The sequence below is a fragment of the Chelatococcus sp. HY11 genome (genome assembly GCF_018398335.1).
GTDB lineage: Bacteria > Pseudomonadota > Alphaproteobacteria > Rhizobiales > Beijerinckiaceae > Chelatococcus.
Genome location: NZ_JAHBRX010000001.1, coordinates 4,336,621 through 4,354,732 on the forward strand (window position 1 = coordinate 4,336,621; position 18,112 = coordinate 4,354,732).

The window sequence follows — 18,112 nt, forward strand, 5'->3', positions numbered from 1 at the left end:
TAGCGAAAATATGCGTTATCATTAACACACAGTAGCGAAATCAATTCACAGAAGCAATCTCAATGCCGAACCGTACCGTTCCGGCAGCCGCCCGAGGCTTGCCCAAATTCCTGATGCCCGAAGAAACGCCAGCGGAGGCCATGGAGGCTGACGGGGCGAAATATGCCACCGGTCTAGCAGGGCAACGAAAGAAGCCGCGCGGCATGCCTGACGACAGCCGCAAACGGTATGCCGTGAGCTCGGTGGATCTGGAGGCCACGCTTTGCGACCTGTGTCACGTGACACGACTCGTTGAGATGCTGACGATCGAGCGTGAGCGCTTCGAAGGGGACGCTCAGAACGAAGCTGCCATCATCTGGAGCGCGCTCCAGGCCAACGGGCTGGCCCGTAAGGCCTTGGTGCTGTTCTCCCAGCTCCGGGAGGCGCGGCCATGACGAGCGAGCCCAAATATGACGGCCCCGGCTATTATGAGATTGCCCAATGGGGGAGCCCAAGCTTCATCGCCTATGTCCGACCCTGTGTGTACAGGCGGGCGGGCTATCCCGATGAACCCGGGCTGGAGCTATTCGCGAGCGAAGGCCAGGAGGCGGGGCTTCAACTGCCGAGGAGGACGGTCGAGCGGGGCGTCGTCAGAAAGTTGGGGCGATGAGGCGCCCCATTTCGGCTGCCTTTCTCCCAAGAACGCATAGCGAACAAATGTCGCCTTTCGTGTTGCACCGGTGTTGCGTGGAGGAGCGGACACCCCTCCGTAACGTATTGAAAAATATGGTAGTGCGTTGCAGGAGCCTGCAACACGCTTTTTCGGCCTTTCAGGCAATGAAAAACCCGCCAAACCATTGATTTGGCGGGTGAATTGGTTGGTAGCGGAGAAGGGACTCGAACCCCTGACACGCGGATTATGATTCCGCTGCTCTAACCAGCTGAGCTACTCCGCCAAACGATGCATCCGCATCGACGCGGATGCGATATAAGGAAGGGGCGGGGTGGCTGTCAATCGCTTGGTGGGGGAAAAGTTGGGACAGTCGGGCGGGGAGCCCGCAGGGATGGCCAGCGCGGGTCTGAATGAGGGTCCATGGATTTGCCGACGGGCGAGGAATAACTCTCTGAGGTCCGAGTTCCATCGTATCTCACATCACGAGGCACGCGCATGCTCAAAGATTGCGCGCGCCGCTTTGCCGGCCTGCCGGAAATTTTCCCCCTATTGGCAGAGGGTTGGCGGGTATTCGCCGCGCCCCGCAGGCCGCTCTGGCAGGGGTGATGCCCAAAATCCCGCCGGCATGCGCATGCGGCTTGATCATCGCATTTCATGATATCGAATGCCCGGATTTATAATTGGACGCTTTTTCTTGATCGATCCACAGTTGAAGCCGGATGGAAGCTACCGGATCTTGCTGCGGATTGATCAATGGCCTGTGCTCAAACACATGATGTCGAAGTTGTCAGTGATGAACGCGAGGCGCTTGATCCCGTTCATCTGCAGATTCTCTGGAATAGACTGATCTCGATCATGGATGAGGCGGATGTCGCGCTCCTCCATTCGGCCTTTTCGACTATCGTCGCGGACTCCCGTGACTATGCGGTTATTTTGCTGGACAGGCACGCGCGGTCGATCGCCCAGGCACAGATCTGTGTGCCCGCCTTCACTTGCTCCCTGCCGAGCGCCGCACGCACCATGCTGCAGCAGTTTCCGGCCGAGACCTTGAAGCCCGGTGACGTGCTGTTCACCAATGACCCGTGGATCTGCCACGGCCATCTGCCCGACTTCTACGTCATCAAGCCGATCTTCCACGGCAGCGAGATCGTGGCCTATTACGCGGCTGCCGCCCATGTCTCGGATGTCGGCGGGCGGATGGATGAGCTCATCGCCCGCGACGTCTATGAGGAGGGAATCCGCCTTCCTCCCTGCAAGATCTACGAGGCCGGCCAGCCCAACCGGCCGATCATGAACGTCATCGCGGCCAACACCCGCCACCCACGGCTGGTGCTGGGCGACCTCGGCGCGATGACCGGAGCGGCGACGGTTGTCGAGGAGCGGATCGGTCAGTTCATCGCCGACTATGGAGTGAACGCACTGGACGGGGTCGCGGAGCAGATCCTGTCACGCTCCGCGCGGGCCATGCATGATGCCATCGCGGCACTGCCGGATGGAGACTACCCATACGAAATCGAATGTGATGGCTTCCGCAAGCCGACGCGGATCAAGCTCAATCTCCAGGTGCGCGGCGACGCCATGGTCCTGGACTACACCGGTTCGGATGATCAGCGCGCCGATGCTTCCATCAACTGCGTGCTGAACGTCACCCACGCCCATTCGATGTTCGCCGTGAAATGCGCGCTCGTTCCCAATGTTCCCAACAACGAGGGGTTGTTCGGGCCGGTGACCACCGTGGCGCCGGAGGGCTCTATCCTGAATGCCCGGTTCCCTGCGCCGGTGCGCGCTCGGTCGATGACGAGCTTTCATCTGCACAACGCCATCTTTGGCGCGCTCAGGCCCTTCGTGCCGGACCGTGTCCAGGCGGGGTCGGGCTCCTTCTGGTGGATGACCTGCTCTGGGCGCGATGCCGCGAACGAGCCGTTCTCGGTGCATGTGCTGCCTAATGGCGGAACCGGCGCGGTCCAGGGCAAGGATGGTTTCCCGACCATGGCCTTCCCCGGCAATGGCAGCCTCACGCCCATCGAAATCATCGAGAATCGCGCGCCCCTCGTCGTCACCGAACGCTCGATGGCTCCGGATTCGGGCGGCGCGGGTGAATTCCGCGGTGGGCTCGGGCAGGTGATCCGCGTTCGCACCCTGCGCGGCCCGGCCAATCTCACGCTACGCCCGGACAAGGTGGTCTTTCCGCCGCCAGGCCTCGATGGCGGACTGCCCGGCGGCAAGGGAGAGTTCCTCATCGATGGCGAACAGGCCCCCTTCGAGCCCTTCACGCTGCAGGAGGGGCAGGAGTTGACGCTGAAACTGCCCGGCGGCGGTGGCTACGGCGATCCCGCGCGGCGCGATCCGGCCGCGCTGGCCGCCGACATTCGCAAGGGCTTCGTCAGCCGTGGGAAGGCGGAAGAGCTTTACGGCGTCGTTCCGGAGGCCGAGTGAATACCATGACCAAGACATTGCGCCTCGGCTTCGATATCGGCGGCACATTCACGGATTTCGTTCTGCTTGATCCGGCAACCGGCCGGCAGAGCATCGCGAAATGCCTCACGACCCCACACGATCCGGCGGAAGGTGTGCGCCAGGGGCTCTCCGAGCTCTTCGGCAATGCGGATGTCGATGCCGACGCCCTGGAGATCGCGGTTCACGCCACGACTCTGATCACCAATGCGCTTATCGAGCGCCGCGGCGCGCGTACGGCGCTCATCGCGACAGCCGGCTTCCGTGATACCGTCGAGATGGCCACCGAGCTTCGCTACGATAATTACGACGTGCGGATGGATATGCCGACGCCGCTGGCGGACCGCGATCTGCGCTTCGACGTGGCGGAACGGCTGGACCGTGACGGAAACGTGCTGGTGCCGCTGGACGAGGACGCCGTGCGCGCCCTGGCGAAGACGCTCGCCGCCGAGAAGGTCGAGGCCGTCGCCATCGTCTATCTGCACGCCTTCCGCAATGCGGCGCACGAGCGCCGGACGGCGGAGATCCTCAGGGAGGAATTGCCGGATCTCCTGATCAGCTGCTCGAGCACGGTTTCACCGGAAATCCGCGAATATGAGCGCAGCATGACCACGCTGGCGAACGCCTATGTGCAGCCGATCGTTGGTCACTATCTCGATGCGACGACGGAGACGCTGCGCGAGCGGGGTTACGAGCGGCCGCTCCACATCATGGTGTCGTCGGGCGGCGTGTCCAGCGCCGAGACGGTGAAGCAGCTGCCGATCCGCATGCTGGAATCAGGCCCGACGGCCGGCGTGCTAGCCGCGATCGAATATGGCCGGCGCATGGGCATGCCCAATCTCGTGACGTTCGACATGGGCGGCACGACAGCCAAGATCGGCCTGGTCATCAATCACGAGGCCAAGAAGTCCAATGTATTCGAGGTGGGGCGGGTCTCGCGCTTCCAGAAGGGCAGCGGCCTGCCCATCCGCATCCCGGTGGTGGAGCTGATCGAGATCGGCGCGGGAGGCGGCAGCATCGCCCAGGTCGATGGTCTTGGCCTTCTGGCGGTCGGCCCGCGCAGCGCCGGCTCGGCGCCCGGGCCGGCCTGCTACGGGCGCGGCGGCAGGGCGCCCACCGTGACCGATGCCAATCTGGTGCTCGGCTATCTCAATCCCGACAATTTCCTCGGCGGCGACATGAAGCTCGATGCCGGCGCGGCCTGGGGCGCTGTCGAGACCGGGTTGAGCCGGCCTCTCGGCATGAGCGTCGAGCGCTGCGCGGAAGGCGTATTCCGCGTCGTCAACGAGAACATGCTGGCGGCCTGCAAGGTGCACATCGCCGAGCGTGGTGAAGATCCCCGCAACTTCTACCTGTTCTCCTTCGGCGGGGCAGGGCCGGTCCATGCCTACGAGCTGGCGCGGGCGCTGGGGATGAAGGGCGTGGTGGTGCCGCCAGGGGCGGGGGCTGCCTCGGCCTATGGTCTCGTTGCCAGTTCGGTGGCCTTTGATCTCGCCCGCTCGCATGTCACGAGCCTGGACAAGGCCGATTGGTCCAGCGTGATTGCCGTCTATGACGACATGCGCCAGGAGGGCATCGCCATTCTGGCGGAGGCGGGCATCGGTGATGATGATGCTCCCGTCATTCGCCGCTTCATGGATTTGCGCCATCTCGGCCAGGGCCGTGAGGTCGCGGTTGAGATTGACGAGGCCACGTTCGCGGCGGGCGACCTCCAAGGCATGGCTCAGGCGTTCTATGCCGCGCACCGTCTGCGCTACGGTCATGCCCATGACCACCTGCCTGTCGAGCTCATCACCTGCCGCATGACTATCTCGGGACCAGCCGTTCTGCAGGCGGGAGGAGCTGAGCCACATCCCGCTACGCCAGCGGCAGCGCCCGAGGTCAAGGGCAATCGCCCGGTCTTTTTCCCCGAACTCGGCCGCTATGTGGAGACGGCGGTCTATGACCGCGCCCAGCTCGCACCCGGCGCGAGCTTTACGGGGCCGGCGGTGATCGAGGAACGGGAATGCACGATCGTCGCCGGCCCGTCGGCCTCGGTGCGCATCGATCCGCATGGGGCGATTTTCCTCGACCTGAAGCAGGCCAAGGGAACGCGCTGACGCGGCCTAAGGCAACCACGGCAAAGAAGCAAAAGGGGAACAGGCATGAAGATAAACAGGCGTACCTTTAATGCGGCGCTTGCCGGGCAGGCGTTGATGGCAGCGATCCTCGGGCGTGGCTCATCCGCCATGGCTCTGCCGGCGGGTACCTTGACCGTCGCGCAAGGCTTCGATCCGGTTTCCCTGTGGCCGAATTTCTCGACCACGCAGGAACAGATCAACGTTGGCAGCGCGATCGTCGAGTCGTTGTTCTGGGTGGACCCCAAAACCGGCAAGACCGAGCCGGTGCTCGCCGAGAGCTACGAGCTGACGGATCCCAAGACGGTCAAGATCGTGCTTCGGAAGGGCGTTAAATATACGAATGGCGAAGATTTCAACGCGGACGCGGTCGTCAATACGTTCAAAATATTCACGGACGTCAAGATAACGCCTGCCTATGGCCGTTATGCCGCGCCAATCGACCGCGCCGAGAAGCAGGATGACCATACGGTCATGCTCTATCTCAAGCACCCGTATCCCGCGCTACACCTCATCCTCAGCCAGATCTTCATTGTGCCGCCGAAGTATTGGGCCGAAGCTGGCGGAGCCGAGGGCTTCGGCAGGAAGCCGATCGGCACCGGCCCTTATGTGCTGACGGAATGGGTGCGAGACAATCGCATCGTGATGGATGCCAATGCGAAGTACTGGGGCAAGGTGCCGGCGGGCATCAACAAGCTCGTCTGGCGCCCAGTGCCTGACGACACGGCCCGCACCAACGGCCTGCTTGCCGGCGAGTTCGACATCGCCACCAACATCCCGATCTCGGCTGCAGCCCAAATCAAGGCACAGAAAGGCTTGCGTGTCGTTTCCGTGCCGAGCTACCGCATCTTCACCATCGGCCTCTCAAACCTGCCGGAGCATCCCGGCGCCCTGCATGACAAGCGCGTGCGCCAGGCGCTCAATTATGCGATAGACAAGCAGGCGATCCTCGACAGCCTTCTCCAGGGTGAGGGGCGGCTCCTCAGCGGCCAGATCCTTCGGAAAGAGCAGATCGGCTTCGATCCCTCTATCAAGGACTATCCCTTCGATCCCGCGAAGGCCAAGGCGTTGCTCGCCGAGGCTGGCTTTCCCAACGGTCTGACGATCACCTTCAAGTTCCCCACCGGCCGCTATGCCCAGGATCGTGAAGTCGCGGAAGCTGTCGCGGGCATGCTCGCGGAAGTCGGTGTGAAGGCCGAGATGGTCTCGCTGGAGGCAGGCGAGTTCCTGCGCCAGCTGAGCGCCCGCGAACTCGCGCCGATGGGTTTCGTCGGCCTCGCACCGGCTGATGATCCCGACCTGCAATGGGCCCAGTATCGATCGGATTGGCGTTACTCTTACCTCGCAAATCCTGAAATCGACACGTTGATCGACGCCGGTGCCAAGGAAGTGGATCCCGCCAAGCGCGCGGAGATCTACAAGAAGGCCGCTCAGATCATGCATGACGATGCGTCGGTTCTGTTCCTTTACCAGGCGGTCGATCTTTATGGGGTGACTGACCGTGTGAAGGACTTCCTGCCGCGTGGCGATCAGCGCTGGGCGCTCTACGGCATGTCCATGTCCTGAGCGACGTCCTGGTCGACGCTGACTTCCCTGTCCCGGCGGCGTCCCGGGGCAGGGCCGACATCCCAGCCAGCTCTGTCTTTTCAGGCCGGCTGCTTTCAAGCCTCGTGAGAAGAGGGCGCCATGCTCGGCTATGTGATCAGACGGATCCTCTACACGCTGCCATCGCTCTTCTGCATCCTGATGGCGTGCTTTCTGCTGACGCGGTTGAGCGGCGATCCGGTCGAGCTGTTCTTGCCGATCGATGCCTCCGAAGAAGCGCGGCAGGCCTTTCGGGAGCAGAACGGGCTCGACAGGCCTGTCGTGGAGCAGTTTTTCGTCTTCACCGAACGCGCGATGCGCGGTGACTTCGGTAATTCGCTGCGCTTTCAGGAGCCGGCGGTCGATCTCCTCATCGAGCGTCTGCCGGCCACGCTCGAATTGGCTCTCGCGACGTTGGCACTCTCAGTGATCATCGGAATTCCCGCTGGCATTGCTTCGGCTTACTTCCGTAATTCGCCGCTGGATTTCACGGTGCGAGGCGTGACGGCTTTTGGCCAGGCGGTGCCGACCTTCTACTGGGGTATCCTGTCGATCATCATCTTTTCCGTCTGGCTGCGCTGGCTGCCCAGTACAGGCAGTGGCACGATCTGGCATCTCATCCTGCCCGCGACCACGCTCGCCTCGACCATGCTGGCGCTGGTGACGCGCGTGATGCGCTCGACGCTGCTGGAAACGATCCGTCAGGACTATGTCCGCACGGCGCGCGCGAAGGGCCTGACGGAAATGGCCGTGCTCCTGCACCACGCCGTTCGCAATGCCTTGATCCCGGTCGTCACCGTCGTGGCGCTGCAGTTCGGCGTGCTGATGGGAGGCGTGATCGTGACCGAAACCGTCTTCGCATGGCCGGGGGTCGGCCGGCTGGCGATCCAGGCCATCTATGCCCGTGACTATCCGGTGGTCCAAGCCGTCGTCTTCTTTTTCGCGGTGATCTTCGTGCTGTCGAATCTGGCGGCCGATCTTCTCCATGCTGTCCTTGATCCACGCGTGAGGCTGAGATGAGCGCCGTGACCCTGACCGTCGGACGGTCGCGCAATCCCAAGCTCATCGCCCTCGGACGCCAGCTCCGCTCCCCCGTTGCACTGATCAGCCTGCTGTTCCTCGCCGTCGTTCTGGTTTGCGCCTTGTTCCCAAGCCTGATCGCGCCGTTCGATCCCTACCAGCAAAGCATTGTCCGGCGACTGCGTCCTCCGTCCTTTCTGACCGGCCAGGGCAGTAATTGGCTGGGCACGGACCAGTTGGGCCGCGATATCCTCTCGCGCATCATCTATGGCACGCGGGTAACCCTTGCGATCTCGCTGGCGGCCGTCATCATCGCCTGCGTGATTGGCGCCCTGATGGGCCTGATCGCCGGCTATGCCGGGGGATGGGTCGACGCACTGGTGTTGCGCGCCATCGACGCGCAGCTGTCGTTTCCCGTTATCCTTCTCGTCATTGCCGTCACGGCCGCGATCGGCGCATCGGTTCCGGTGCTGATCCTGCTGATGGGCATATCCGCCTGGCCCCAGATCGCCCGCATCGTGCGCGCGGATGTCATTTCCGTGCGCGAACTCGAATATGTGGAGGCCGCGCGCGCCATCGGCGCCCCGCCGATACGCATCATTCTCAAGCACATCGCGCCGAATGTCCTGTCCGCCCTGATCGTCGTGGCTACCTACGAGCTCTCGCGCATGATCCTCATAGAGGCGACCCTGAGCTTTCTTGGGCTTGGCGTGCAACCACCGACCCCAACCTGGGGCGGCATGATCAGCGAAGGCCAGAAATACGTGCAGACGGCCTGGGCGAGTTCGGTCTTCCCCGGTGCTGCGATCACCTTCACCATCCTTGCCATCAACATGCTCGGCGATGCCTTGCGCGACGCGCTCGATCCCCGGCTGGCGAACGAGCAGACGTGATGGCCCACCGCTAGACCCGACGACCGCGCCGGACACATTCAGGTCGCCCGGCTCACCCCCTGTACCATCGATTGTTGAAAAGCCTCATGGAGGAAACGATGACGCATGCCCACAAGCCGACCGGCCCCCTGATCATCGACGGTCTCAACTGCGCGGCAGTGACGCGCGAACAGATGCAGCGCACGCTGGCGGGCGGGGTGTCCGCCATCAACCTCACGGCCACGCGTCCCCAGGCCGGGCTTCATGATGCCCTGCTCCAGCTTGAAGAGTTGCGTAGCGCCGTCGCCGCCATGCCGGATCTGGCCACCATCGTGACGAGCGCGGCCGAGATCGAGGCGGCCCATGCGGCCGGTGTCGTCGGCATCATCATCGGCTCGCAGAACTCGTTGATGGTGGAGGGCGACGTCGCATTGCTCGGCACCTTCAAGCGCCTCGGCATGCGCATCATGCAGCCGACCTACAACGAACGGAACGCTTTCGGTTACGGCGCGTCCTTCGTCAATGACGGCGATCGCGGCATCACCGAGGCCGGCCGCGCCTGGCTCGACGCGATGGAAGCGCACGGCATCATCGTCGATCTCTCGCATTCGGGGCTCACGACCAGCGCAGGCTACATCGCCGCCGCGAAGCGCCCCCTCGTGTTCAGCCACGCGAATGCCTATGCGCTGCATCCGAGCCCGCGCAACAAGACCGATGATCTCATCCGTGCGGTGGCCGAGAAGGGCGGCCTGACTGGCGCCGTGGCCTGGCCGCCGCTGCTGCGCTTCGATAGGATGCCGACAGTCGAGGATCTGGTCGACCACTTCATGCATCTCATCAAGGTCGCCGGCGTCGAGCATGTCGGTTTCGGTGGCGACATTCCGGAAGGCTTCCCGGCCAATCCCGCCGGGTGGGCCAAGATGTGGGGCCAGCACGGCATCTATCCGAACGTCACCGGCCCCATGGGCGACTGGTACACCTACGAGAACCGCGCCACGGACGGCATCGACACCATGAGCAAGGTCGGCGCCATGTTCGATCGCCTGAAGGCCAGGGGGGTCGCCGAGAGCGACGTCGAAAAGATCATGTCGGGCAACTGGCTGCGTATCATGCGGGATGTTTGGGGCGAATAATCGCCGCGTCCCCGGCGACACGCTTGGCTGCCCTGCGCGCGGGCGCGACCACTTTCGTAGTGGGACGACCGCGCGCCCGTTCCGCAATGACGGGCACGCCAAAGCCCCGCTGGCCCAGCGCCGTGATTTCATCGGCAAGCATGGCATGGAAAGTCTTTCCGGCTTCCGACAGGGGCCTGTTGGCGCAGACGGACATGATGCGGAAAACCGGCGCGTCCGGCAAAAGCTTCATCGCGACGAGGTCGCGGTCCGAGTCGGCTGAAACGATGAGGCCGGGCAGGATTGAACACCAGTCGGAGTTTGTCAGCACCTTGATCGCGGCGGATAAGGAGGTAATCTCAATGGCCTGGCGGGGCTCGCAACTGTTGTCGGCGAGGTAGCGATCCACCACCTTGCGCCAGCGGCTCCAGCTCGACGACATCACGAGCTTGACGCGCGACAGCTGGCCGGGCAGCTCGACATCGGGCAGATCCGCCTCGCGGCTGCGGCCATAGGCGAGATAGGCGGGGCTTTCCAGGAGAACCGTGGGGTTCTCCGCAAGGTCGGTCTCCGGCATTACCACGAAGGAGAATTCGCCGCGTTTCACTCGTTCGGCGAGGGAGTGGTTCTCATCCTCGATGATGATCAACGAGACATTGGGATAGACGCTGACGAAGCTATCGAGTGCGGCCGGCACCACATGACGGGCGATCCAGGGTGTGACGCCAACCCGGAGCTCGCCTTCCTCCCCGCGAAAGCGTTGGAGATCGCGGAGGGCGTCGGCATGGGAACGCAACAGTTCCACGCAATGCCTGTAGTAGGCCTCACCCGCCGGGGTCGGCACCACGCGTTTGCCGCGACGGTGGAACAGGCGGACCTTCAAGCTCTCTTCCATGCGCTGGATGTGCTGCGACACGCCCGATTGGGTGGCATTCTCCCGCCGGGCCGCCGCTGAGAAAGAGGCTTCCTCGAAGGCAGCGACGAACAACCGGAATTCCTTCAGTCGGCACATGCCACACACTCCCACGCGTTGCCCTAGCCGCAACGCAAGAAACTTGCCGTCGCGGCGATGGGAAACACGCAGGCTCATTCATGGAAGGGCGAGCTGTCAACTCGGACGCGTTCCGCCCTTCGCCTTCGGCCGAGGGAGGGGCGCAAGAGCGGGCAGCCGGGCAGGTCCGATCAGGTGACGCCTTCCGTCCGCCGCAAGTGCAGGAGCGGATAGGGACGGCCGTCATGGTCTCGGGAGGAGCGGCCCATCTCGACGAAGCGGAGCCGTTCGTAAAACAGCCGGCCGCCCTCGTTTTGCTCGTTGACGTCAACGGTCAGGGTTGATCGGCTGCGCGCCGCCCATTCCACCAGCGCCCTGCCGCCGCCTTGGCCGTGATGGCCAGGATGCACGAAGAGGCTGTCGATGTGGCTGCCGTTCAGCCCGAGGAAGCCGAATGCCTGACCGCCTTCGTCGACGATGACCGCGAGCTTGGCCGTGGGCAGATAGTGATTAAGCACCATATCCGCGATCGCCGCCAGATCGCGCGGCGCCAGAAAATGGTGCGTCGCGCGGACAGCGGCGTCCCAGATCGCGAAGAGTCTCTGCCGGTCGTCGGGCGTTGACGGCCGGATCTGGGGCCGGATCAGCATGGTCCGGGCGTCACGCCCATTCGCCCTTGCGGAATACCGGCGTGCGGCTTCCATCCGCGCCGATGCCGTCGATATCGATGTCGTCAGAGCCGATCATCCAGTCGATATGGATGAAGCTCTTGTTGCCACCCTTGGCGGCGACCTCCTCCGGCGTCAGCTTCGCGCCGTCTATGAAGCACTTGGAATAGCACTGGCCGAGCGCGATGTGGCAGGAGGCATTCTCGTCGAACAGCGTGTTATAGAACAGGATGCCGCTCTTCGAGATGGGGGAGGAATGGGGAACAAGCGCCACCTCGCCGAGGCGCCGCGCGCCCTCGTCGGTGTCGAGCACCTTGTTCAAGACCTCGGCGCCACGGCTCGCGGTCGCCTCCACGATGCGGCCGCCTTCAAACTTGACGGCGATGTTGTCGATCTGCGTGCCTTGGTGTGACAGCGGCTTGGTGCTGCGGACATAGCCGTCGACCCGGCGCGCGTGGGGCGTGGTGAAGACTTCCTCGGTCGGGATGTTCGGGTTGCAGATGATGCCGTTCTTGGCCTTGGAGGCGCCGCCCTGCCATTCGTGATCATCGGCGAGGCCGATCGTCAGGTCCGTGCCCGGTCCCTTGAAATGCAAGGCGCTGAAACGACGCTCGTTCAGCCAGCGGGTGCGGGTGTTGAGCGCGGCGTTGTGCGCCGCCCAGGCGGCCACGGGATCATCGGTGTCGACGCGGGAGGCCGCGAAGATGGCATCCGCGAGCCGGCCGACCGCTGTTGCCTCGTCCTCGCCCGGGAAGACCTGCGCGGCCCAGGAGGCGCCGGGGAACGCGACGATGTTCCAGTTGATGTCGAACCCGGCGATCTTCTCCAGCGCCGGCTGGTAGGCGACGGAGTTGGCCTTGTTGGCGCGCGCGACCTTGCCCGGGTCCTCGCCCGAGAGAAGCATGGGGTTGTCGCCGACGATGGCAAGGCGCGCGGTGTTTTCGCCGAAGGCCTTGGCGATGCCCTCGTAGAGCCAGCCCGGGGCCTTGTCGAAGCTCTCATCCGCGGCGAAGCGGTAGCGCGCGAGTGTCATCGCCTCGTCGGAGAAGAACGGTGTCACGAGGCCGGCGCCGGCCTTGTAGGCATGCTCCGCGATCCGCCGGACGAGCGGCAGCGCCGTGACGGGTGCGGTGAGGAAGAGGTTCTGGCCCGGCTGCAGCCCCAGACCGACCTTCACGGCCACTTCGGCCAACTTGTCGAGCTTTACGGGATCGATCGAGGAGGGGGCTTTCGTTTCTGTGGTCATGGGCGCTCAACCTGAAATTGTCCGGACATCGACACATAACCCGCCCCGGCATGACGCGCGACGGGAAATGAGGCGGCGGGAAGCATTGTCGAGGAAGCGGCTTCCCGTCAACTTGCCGTCAACTTGGCGTGAGACCCGCCGTGATTGCAGCCTCGACACACGATTTCGCCATAAACGCGCCCTCAATCGGTTGACCATGGACCGCAGGATATTTCTCGCCTCCGCCTTGTTGATCACCGCAACGCCTCTTCGGGCCGAGGAGGGGCATCCGGCCGCGCCCGCCGGAGGCGACGCAAAGCCGCAAGCCTCATCGCCGCAAGCCTCACCGCAGCGAACCGATCCGCCGCAAGCCGATCCGCCGGAAGTCGCGCGGTCCCTCGATGCCGTGCTGAGCGGACTTCTGGACAAGGCCGGGGAACTCGAGGCCCTGGAAACCGTGCTTGTCGCGCGTCGCGGTGAAATCTTGGCCGAGCGCGGCTATCGCGGCCATTCGCCCACGCGTCCCACCAACATCAAATCAGCGTCGAAGTCGGTGATGTCAGCTCTCGTCGGCATTGCGATCGACAGGCGCATTCTTGAAGGTCCAGACCAAGCGATCGCCCCGTTGCTGCTGCGCGATCTGCCGGGCGATCCCGATCCACGGCTGGCGCGCGTGACCATCGGCCATCTGCTGTCGATGCAGGCGGGGCTCGGGCGCACGTCCGGTCCCAACTATGGGCGCTGGGTAGCGAGCCGCAACTGGGTGCGCTATGCGCTGGAGCAGGATTTCGACGACGAGCCCGGCGGTGCGATGTTGTACTCGACGGGGTCGACCCATCTTCTCTCGGCTATCCTCACCCGGGTCACGGGTCGTTCCACGCTCGCTCTCGCGCAGGAGTGGATGAAACCCGTGGAAGGCTTCGCCATAGCCTCCTGGGCGCGCGACCCGCAGGGGATCTATCTCGGCGGAAACCAAATGGCGATGACGCCGCGCGCACTGCTGGCCTTCGGCGAGCTCTACCGCAATCGGGGGCGCAATCGCGCCGGTGCGACAGTGATCTCCGAAGGCTGGATCGACCAGTCCTGGACGCCGCGCACGGCCTCGCGCTTCACGGGTGACGCCTATGGCTATGGCTGGTTCCTGCGCCGGATGGCGGGGCAGGATGTGCGCTACGCCTGGGGCTATGGCGGGCAGATGCTCTATATCGTGCCGGCGCTCGGTCTGAGCGTGGTGATGACCTCGGATGAGGGCAACCCATCCGCGCGCACCGGCTATCGCGACCAGCTCAACGGCCTGATGCAGTCCATCATCATGGCCGTGGGGGACGGCGGTGGCGACCGGGATGGCTGAAGCCTGTTGGCATCAGGCCGGGACCCGCGCCCCGGTCGCCGCCACAAGTGCTCGGACGTCATGGCCGAGACGGGCTACGAGCGCGTCGTGTTCAGGCTGACCGGCCAGCTGGCAGTTGCTCGCGAATTTCGCCAGGATGAAGTCCTTCCCGACAGGCCGGTCCTCGGATCCGAGGTTGATGGCGACGCGATGCGTCAAGACGCGGCCGTCGTCGAGCGAGATCGCGACCTCGCCGCCGTAATAGCGCGGAAAGTCCAGCGTGGCGTCTCCCGTGCATGTGACGCGTCTGGCGAGATCGAGAATAGCCGGGTCCGCGAGGGTTTGCGGCGTCAGCTCTCCGAGCCCGAAATGCCGTGCCCTGAGGGCCGTGGCAACCAGGAAAGGCAGCGCGAATTGCGCAGCTGAGACATCGGCAGGTTGCGCCTTTGCCGCATGGGGCTCGGCGATCTTCGGCAGGACTGGCGGGGGCACGCGGGCCTCGACGCGGACAATGCGCGTGATATCGATGACGTTGGCGAGCGCCAGGTCGATCGCCGCTTCGATGCATGCATGGGTGTAATAGGCTGCCGGATATGGCTTTACCGCGACGGCCAGGGTCTCCCAGGAACTGCCGAGCGCGGCCAGGACTGTCGCGGCCTTGGCCTTCGACACCGGCTGGCGGGTGAAGCTGGCAAAAAGACCGTGCTGGCCCTCGAACGCTCCTTTCGCGCCGGCGATGCCCTCGCGTGCCATCGATGCGGCGACGAGGCCGCATTGCGCGGCCCAGCCGGCATGGAAGCGCTTGCCGACGCCGCCACCTTGCAGGAACTGCATGGAGCCGGAGGCCATCGAGAGCGCCAGCCCCTGTGCATCAACCAATTGCGGGACCGTGAGGCCGAGCAGCTTGCCGGCGGCGAGCGCGGCGGCGAAGATGCCCACCACGCCGGTCGGATGAAAGCCCGCCGCCTGGAAGAGGCCCGGCGCCAGCGCACCGACGCGCGTGCCGCATTCAAGCCCGGCGATATAGGCGGTGACGAGGGCATCGTCTGCCGCGTCCGTCATCTCCGCTGCTGCAAGGGCTGCCGCGAAGGCCGTCGCCGTGGGATGCAGCACGGCGCCCATATGGGTGTCATCGAACTCGAGGCTGTGGATCACGAGGCCGTTCAGGAGCGCCGCGTCGCGCGGCGCAAACCTCTCCGTCCTGCCGATGACGGGACATGTGCCGCTTATGCTCAAGGGCGCGAGGGCCGCGATGAATGCGTCGCCCATGCGGCGCGCATTGGCCGCGAGGGCGGTGCCGATGCCATCGAGGATGAGATGGCGTGCCCGCTCGTTGACGTTCGTCGGAACGGCCGAGGGCGTGAGGTCGCGCACGAACCGGGCAAGGTCTTCAGCGATGGTCGGCGCTGTCATCGCGGTCTCGCTTTCTCCACGCCACGCTGGCGCTTCACTCACTCGTGGCGCAGGCGCGGGTCGGTTGCGTCACGCAGCCCGTCGCCGAGCAGGTTCAGCGCGATCATGACGATGAGGATCGCGATGCTCGGGAAGATGACGAGCCATGGTGCATCGAGCATGTTCTCGAAACCGTCGCGGATCATGCCGCCCCAGGTCGGTGTGGGCGGACGCACGCCGAGCCCGATGAAGGAGAGCGAGGCTTCCGTGCGCACGGCCGTCGCGAGCCACAAGGTGCCGAGCACGACGACCTCGTCGGCGATGTTCGGGATGATGTAGCGCACCATGATCCTGAGGTCGGAAAATCCAATAGTGCGGCCCGCCTCGACGAACTCGCGGTTCTTGATCGACAGGGTCGGGGCACGGGCGATGCGCGCGAAGGGCGCGATGGCGGTGAATGCGATCGCGATGATCAGGTTCAGCATCGTCGGCCCGAGCACGGCGACGACGAGCAGGCCCATCACCAGGCTTGGGAAGGACAGAAGGACGTCCATGCAGGCCATGATGATGCGATCGGTGCGGCCGCCGAAATAGCCGGCCACCACGCCGAACGCGCCGCCGATGATCATGGCGAGCGAGATCGACGTGAGGCTGACGAAGAGCGACACGCGCGCCCCCCAGATGATGCGCGACAGCGTATCCCGACCATAGGTGTCGTTACCGAGCCAGTGTTCGGCCGTGGGCGGCCCCAGGTTCAGGATGATGTTCTGCTCGTCCGGGTCATAGGGCGCGATCCAGGGCGCAAGGATGGCGGACAGCGTCACGATGACCATGATGGCCGCGCCGAGCGAGGCCGCCTTGTTGCGGCGAACCCATCTCCAGACCTTGCTGCTGGCCGACCTGCGGATCTCGGGAACTGCGCTCATTTGTTGCGAACCCTCGGATCGATGACGCCATAGACGAGGTCAGTCAGGATGTTGGCCAGGACGATGAAGACGGCATAGATCACCAGCATTGCCTGCAACGTCGGATAGTCGCGCTGGTTGAGCGCAATGACGATGAGTTTACCGAGGCCAGGCCTGTTGAAGACGATTTCTGTCAGGACGGAATTGCCGATGAGCACGCCGAGATAAAGGCCGATGACGGTGACGATCGGGATGAGCGCGTTGCGCAGGGCGTGGCGGCCGACGACCATGCCCGGCGGCACGCCCTTGGCTTGCGCGGTGCGGATGTAGTCCTGGTTGATGACCGCGAGCATGCTGGAGCGGCTGACGCGGGTGATATAGGCCACCATGATCAGGCCGAGGTTCAAGGCCGGAAGCACGAGCGCTCGCAGGCGTTGTGCGGGATCGGCATAGCTTGCCTCGCCGATCACCGGGAAGAGCGGGATCGTGATCGCGAAGGCGAGGAGAAGCAGGATCGCGGAAATGAATGCGGGGAACGACAGGCCGAGCAACGAGAAGAAACGGACGATATAGTCCGCCCAGCCATTGCGATAACGCGCCGAAATCACGCCAAGCGGAATCCCAAAGATGATGCCAATCAGAAGTGCGGCCCCGGTCAATTCAAAAGTGTAGGGCAATACGCGCCAGACTTCGGTGAGCACAGGCTGATTGCTGATCATGGAACGACCAAGATCACCTTGCAGCACTGATCCGAGGAATGAGAAATACTGCTCGATAAGCGGCTTGTTCAGCCCCAGCTGTTCCCGCAGCGTCTCGAGCGCCTGGGCGTTGGCGGACTCGCCGAGAATGACGATGGCGGGATCACCGGGGGCCACGCGTACGACGAAGAACACGACGGTCAAAACGCCGAGCAGGGTTGGAATGGCCACAAGCAACCGCTTGAGAATGAAGGTCAACACGGATGTGGGCCTCGTCTTTCCCCACGGCGTGGCGCCGCCTTGCGGCAACCGCGGCCGCAAGGCGAGCGGAAGGAGCGTGAGCGCATGTACCACCGATAGCTGCGAATGGCGGCCACCTTAGGGGCGCGGTGATGCCATCGTCAATATGAAAATTTCACTTGAATGATGAGGTCACAAATGCGAGCGTTTCACCATCATGACGGCTCCGGGTTTGGGAGATGGAAGGCAAAGTGACGACTTATGAAGCGCGTAGCGTCGCCGACCTGTGGCTCGGGCAGCAGATTCGGCAGACGCGGAAGAAGCGTGGCCTTTCCATCTCAAGCCTCTCGCAGATGTGTGGGCTCTCCGTCGGTCTCGTCAGCCAGATCGAGCGGGGCCTGAGTTCACCGTCTGTCAGGGTGTTGCGGCTTATCGCCGACGCGCTGGAGGTTCCGTCCGAGACGCTGTTGAAGTTTGGCGAGGCGCCGACAGTTGACGAGAAGGGCATCGTCGCGCGTGCCGGCAGTCATCCGTCGCTCAATGCGCCGGAAAAGGGCATCGAGAAAGTGATCGTCACGCCGCAGCCTTCGGCGGGCATCAACGTTTACCGCGCTTATATCGAGCCGGGTGGTTCGACGGGCGAGGAGCTCTTCACGATAGAGCGTGGCGAGCAGGTCGGTCTTGTTCTTGAGGGGCAGCTCGAACTCTGGATCGAGGACAAGGCCTTCATGCTCAATCCTGGTGATAGTTTTCGCTATCACAGTAAAGCGCCCCATAGGTGGCGTAATCCCGGCCAGACAAGGGCGGAAGTTATTTGGGTCGTGGCCGCTGTTCCCTTGAGCAGCGACTAGT

16 protein-coding genes and 1 tRNA gene are annotated in these 18,112 nt (G+C 63.9%); 10 read left to right on the forward strand and 7 right to left on the reverse strand.

Features of this window, described 5'->3' with window-relative positions:
* Positions 1 to 62: 62 nt before the first annotated feature.
* Together KIO74_RS19815 and KIO74_RS19820 are read left to right on the forward strand one after the other, a co-directional pair.
* The gene (locus KIO74_RS19815; protein WP_213333551.1) at positions 63 to 434 is read left to right on the forward strand and encodes a hypothetical protein; all 372 of its coding nucleotides are present in this window, start codon (positions 63 to 65) and stop codon (positions 432 to 434) included.
* Positions 431 to 649 carry a hypothetical protein gene (locus KIO74_RS19820; protein WP_213333552.1) on the forward strand — a complete coding sequence of 73 codons (219 nt, stop codon included), beginning with the start codon at positions 431 to 433 and terminating at the stop codon, positions 647 to 649. Before KIO74_RS19815 ends, KIO74_RS19820 begins: the two co-directional genes overlap by 4 nt.
* Positions 650 to 858: 209 nt before the next feature.
* Here KIO74_RS19820 and KIO74_RS19825 read toward each other — a convergent pair.
* Positions 859 to 935, reverse strand: a tRNA-Met gene (locus KIO74_RS19825).
* A 470-nt stretch (positions 936 to 1,405) separates the two neighbouring features.
* Between KIO74_RS19825 and KIO74_RS19830 the strand changes: the two genes are divergently transcribed.
* The 6 genes from KIO74_RS19830 (at position 1,406) to KIO74_RS19855 (ending at position 9,832) form a co-directional block, all read left to right on the forward strand.
* Positions 1,406 to 3,088, forward strand: a complete 1,683-nt coding sequence (locus KIO74_RS19830) for a hydantoinase B/oxoprolinase family protein (RefSeq protein ID WP_213333553.1) — start codon at positions 1,406 to 1,408, stop codon at positions 3,086 to 3,088.
* 5 nt (positions 3,089 to 3,093) lie between these two features.
* Positions 3,094 to 5,205, forward strand: a complete 2,112-nt coding sequence (locus KIO74_RS19835) for a hydantoinase/oxoprolinase family protein (RefSeq protein ID WP_213333554.1) — start codon at positions 3,094 to 3,096, stop codon at positions 5,203 to 5,205.
* A 45-nt stretch (positions 5,206 to 5,250) separates the two neighbouring features.
* Positions 5,251 to 6,789, forward strand: a complete 1,539-nt coding sequence (locus tag KIO74_RS19840) for an ABC transporter substrate-binding protein (RefSeq protein WP_213333555.1) — start codon at positions 5,251 to 5,253, stop codon at positions 6,787 to 6,789.
* Between the two features lie 120 nt (positions 6,790 to 6,909).
* Entirely contained in the window at positions 6,910 to 7,827 is a 918-nt protein-coding gene (locus KIO74_RS19845; RefSeq protein ID WP_213333556.1) for an ABC transporter permease, read from the forward strand.
* A complete protein-coding gene (locus KIO74_RS19850) occupies positions 7,824 to 8,720 on the forward strand; it encodes an ABC transporter permease (protein WP_213333557.1) in 897 nt (298 codons plus the stop codon). The genes KIO74_RS19845 and KIO74_RS19850 overlap by 4 nt, the downstream gene beginning before the upstream one ends.
* Before the next feature lie 98 nt (positions 8,721 to 8,818).
* Positions 8,819 to 9,832: a dipeptidase gene (locus KIO74_RS19855; RefSeq protein ID WP_213333558.1), complete on the forward strand. Its 1,014-nt coding sequence runs from the start codon at positions 8,819 to 8,821 to the stop codon at positions 9,830 to 9,832.
* Here the strand turns inward: KIO74_RS19855 and KIO74_RS19860 are convergent.
* The 3 genes from KIO74_RS19860 to KIO74_RS19870 form a co-directional block, all read right to left on the reverse strand.
* A complete protein-coding gene (locus KIO74_RS19860; protein WP_213333559.1) occupies positions 9,807 to 10,823 on the reverse strand; it encodes a LysR family transcriptional regulator in 1,017 nt (338 codons plus the stop codon). The two genes, KIO74_RS19855 and KIO74_RS19860, sit on opposite strands and share 26 nt — an antisense overlap.
* 170 nt (positions 10,824 to 10,993) lie before the next feature.
* Complete coding sequence (locus KIO74_RS19865) at positions 10,994 to 11,452, reverse strand: acetyltransferase (protein WP_213333560.1); 459 nt, start codon at positions 11,450 to 11,452, stop codon at positions 10,994 to 10,996.
* Positions 11,453 to 11,462: 10 nt separating this feature from the next.
* On the reverse strand, positions 11,463 to 12,716 hold the full coding sequence (locus KIO74_RS19870) for an aminopeptidase (RefSeq protein WP_213333561.1): 1,254 nt from the start codon (positions 12,714 to 12,716) through the stop codon (positions 11,463 to 11,465).
* 196 nt (positions 12,717 to 12,912) lie between these two features.
* Here KIO74_RS19870 and KIO74_RS19875 point away from each other — a divergent pair, with 196 nt between their 5' ends.
* Positions 12,913 to 14,046: a serine hydrolase domain-containing protein gene (locus KIO74_RS19875; RefSeq protein ID WP_213333562.1), complete on the forward strand. Its 1,134-nt coding sequence runs from the start codon at positions 12,913 to 12,915 to the stop codon at positions 14,044 to 14,046.
* A gap of 12 nt (positions 14,047 to 14,058) precedes the next feature.
* Here KIO74_RS19875 and KIO74_RS19880 read toward each other — a convergent pair whose 3' ends face one another.
* From KIO74_RS19880 to KIO74_RS19890, 3 genes are read right to left on the reverse strand one after another with little or no spacing between them, the layout of a single operon-like run.
* A complete protein-coding gene (locus tag KIO74_RS19880; RefSeq protein WP_213333563.1) occupies positions 14,059 to 15,438 on the reverse strand; it encodes an MmgE/PrpD family protein in 1,380 nt (459 codons plus the stop codon).
* Between the two features lie 38 nt (positions 15,439 to 15,476).
* Positions 15,477 to 16,343: an ABC transporter permease gene (locus tag KIO74_RS19885; protein WP_213333564.1), complete on the reverse strand. Its 867-nt coding sequence runs from the start codon at positions 16,341 to 16,343 to the stop codon at positions 15,477 to 15,479.
* The gene (locus KIO74_RS19890) at positions 16,340 to 17,281 is read right to left on the reverse strand and encodes an ABC transporter permease (RefSeq protein ID WP_213333565.1); all 942 of its coding nucleotides are present in this window, start codon (positions 17,279 to 17,281) and stop codon (positions 16,340 to 16,342) included. The genes KIO74_RS19885 and KIO74_RS19890 overlap by 4 nt, the downstream gene beginning before the upstream one ends.
* Before the next feature lie 230 nt (positions 17,282 to 17,511).
* Between KIO74_RS19890 and KIO74_RS19895 the strand changes: the two genes are divergently transcribed.
* Entirely contained in the window at positions 17,512 to 18,111 is a 600-nt protein-coding gene (locus tag KIO74_RS19895; protein ID WP_213333566.1) for a helix-turn-helix domain-containing protein, read from the forward strand.
* Position 18,112 lies beyond the last annotated feature (1 nt).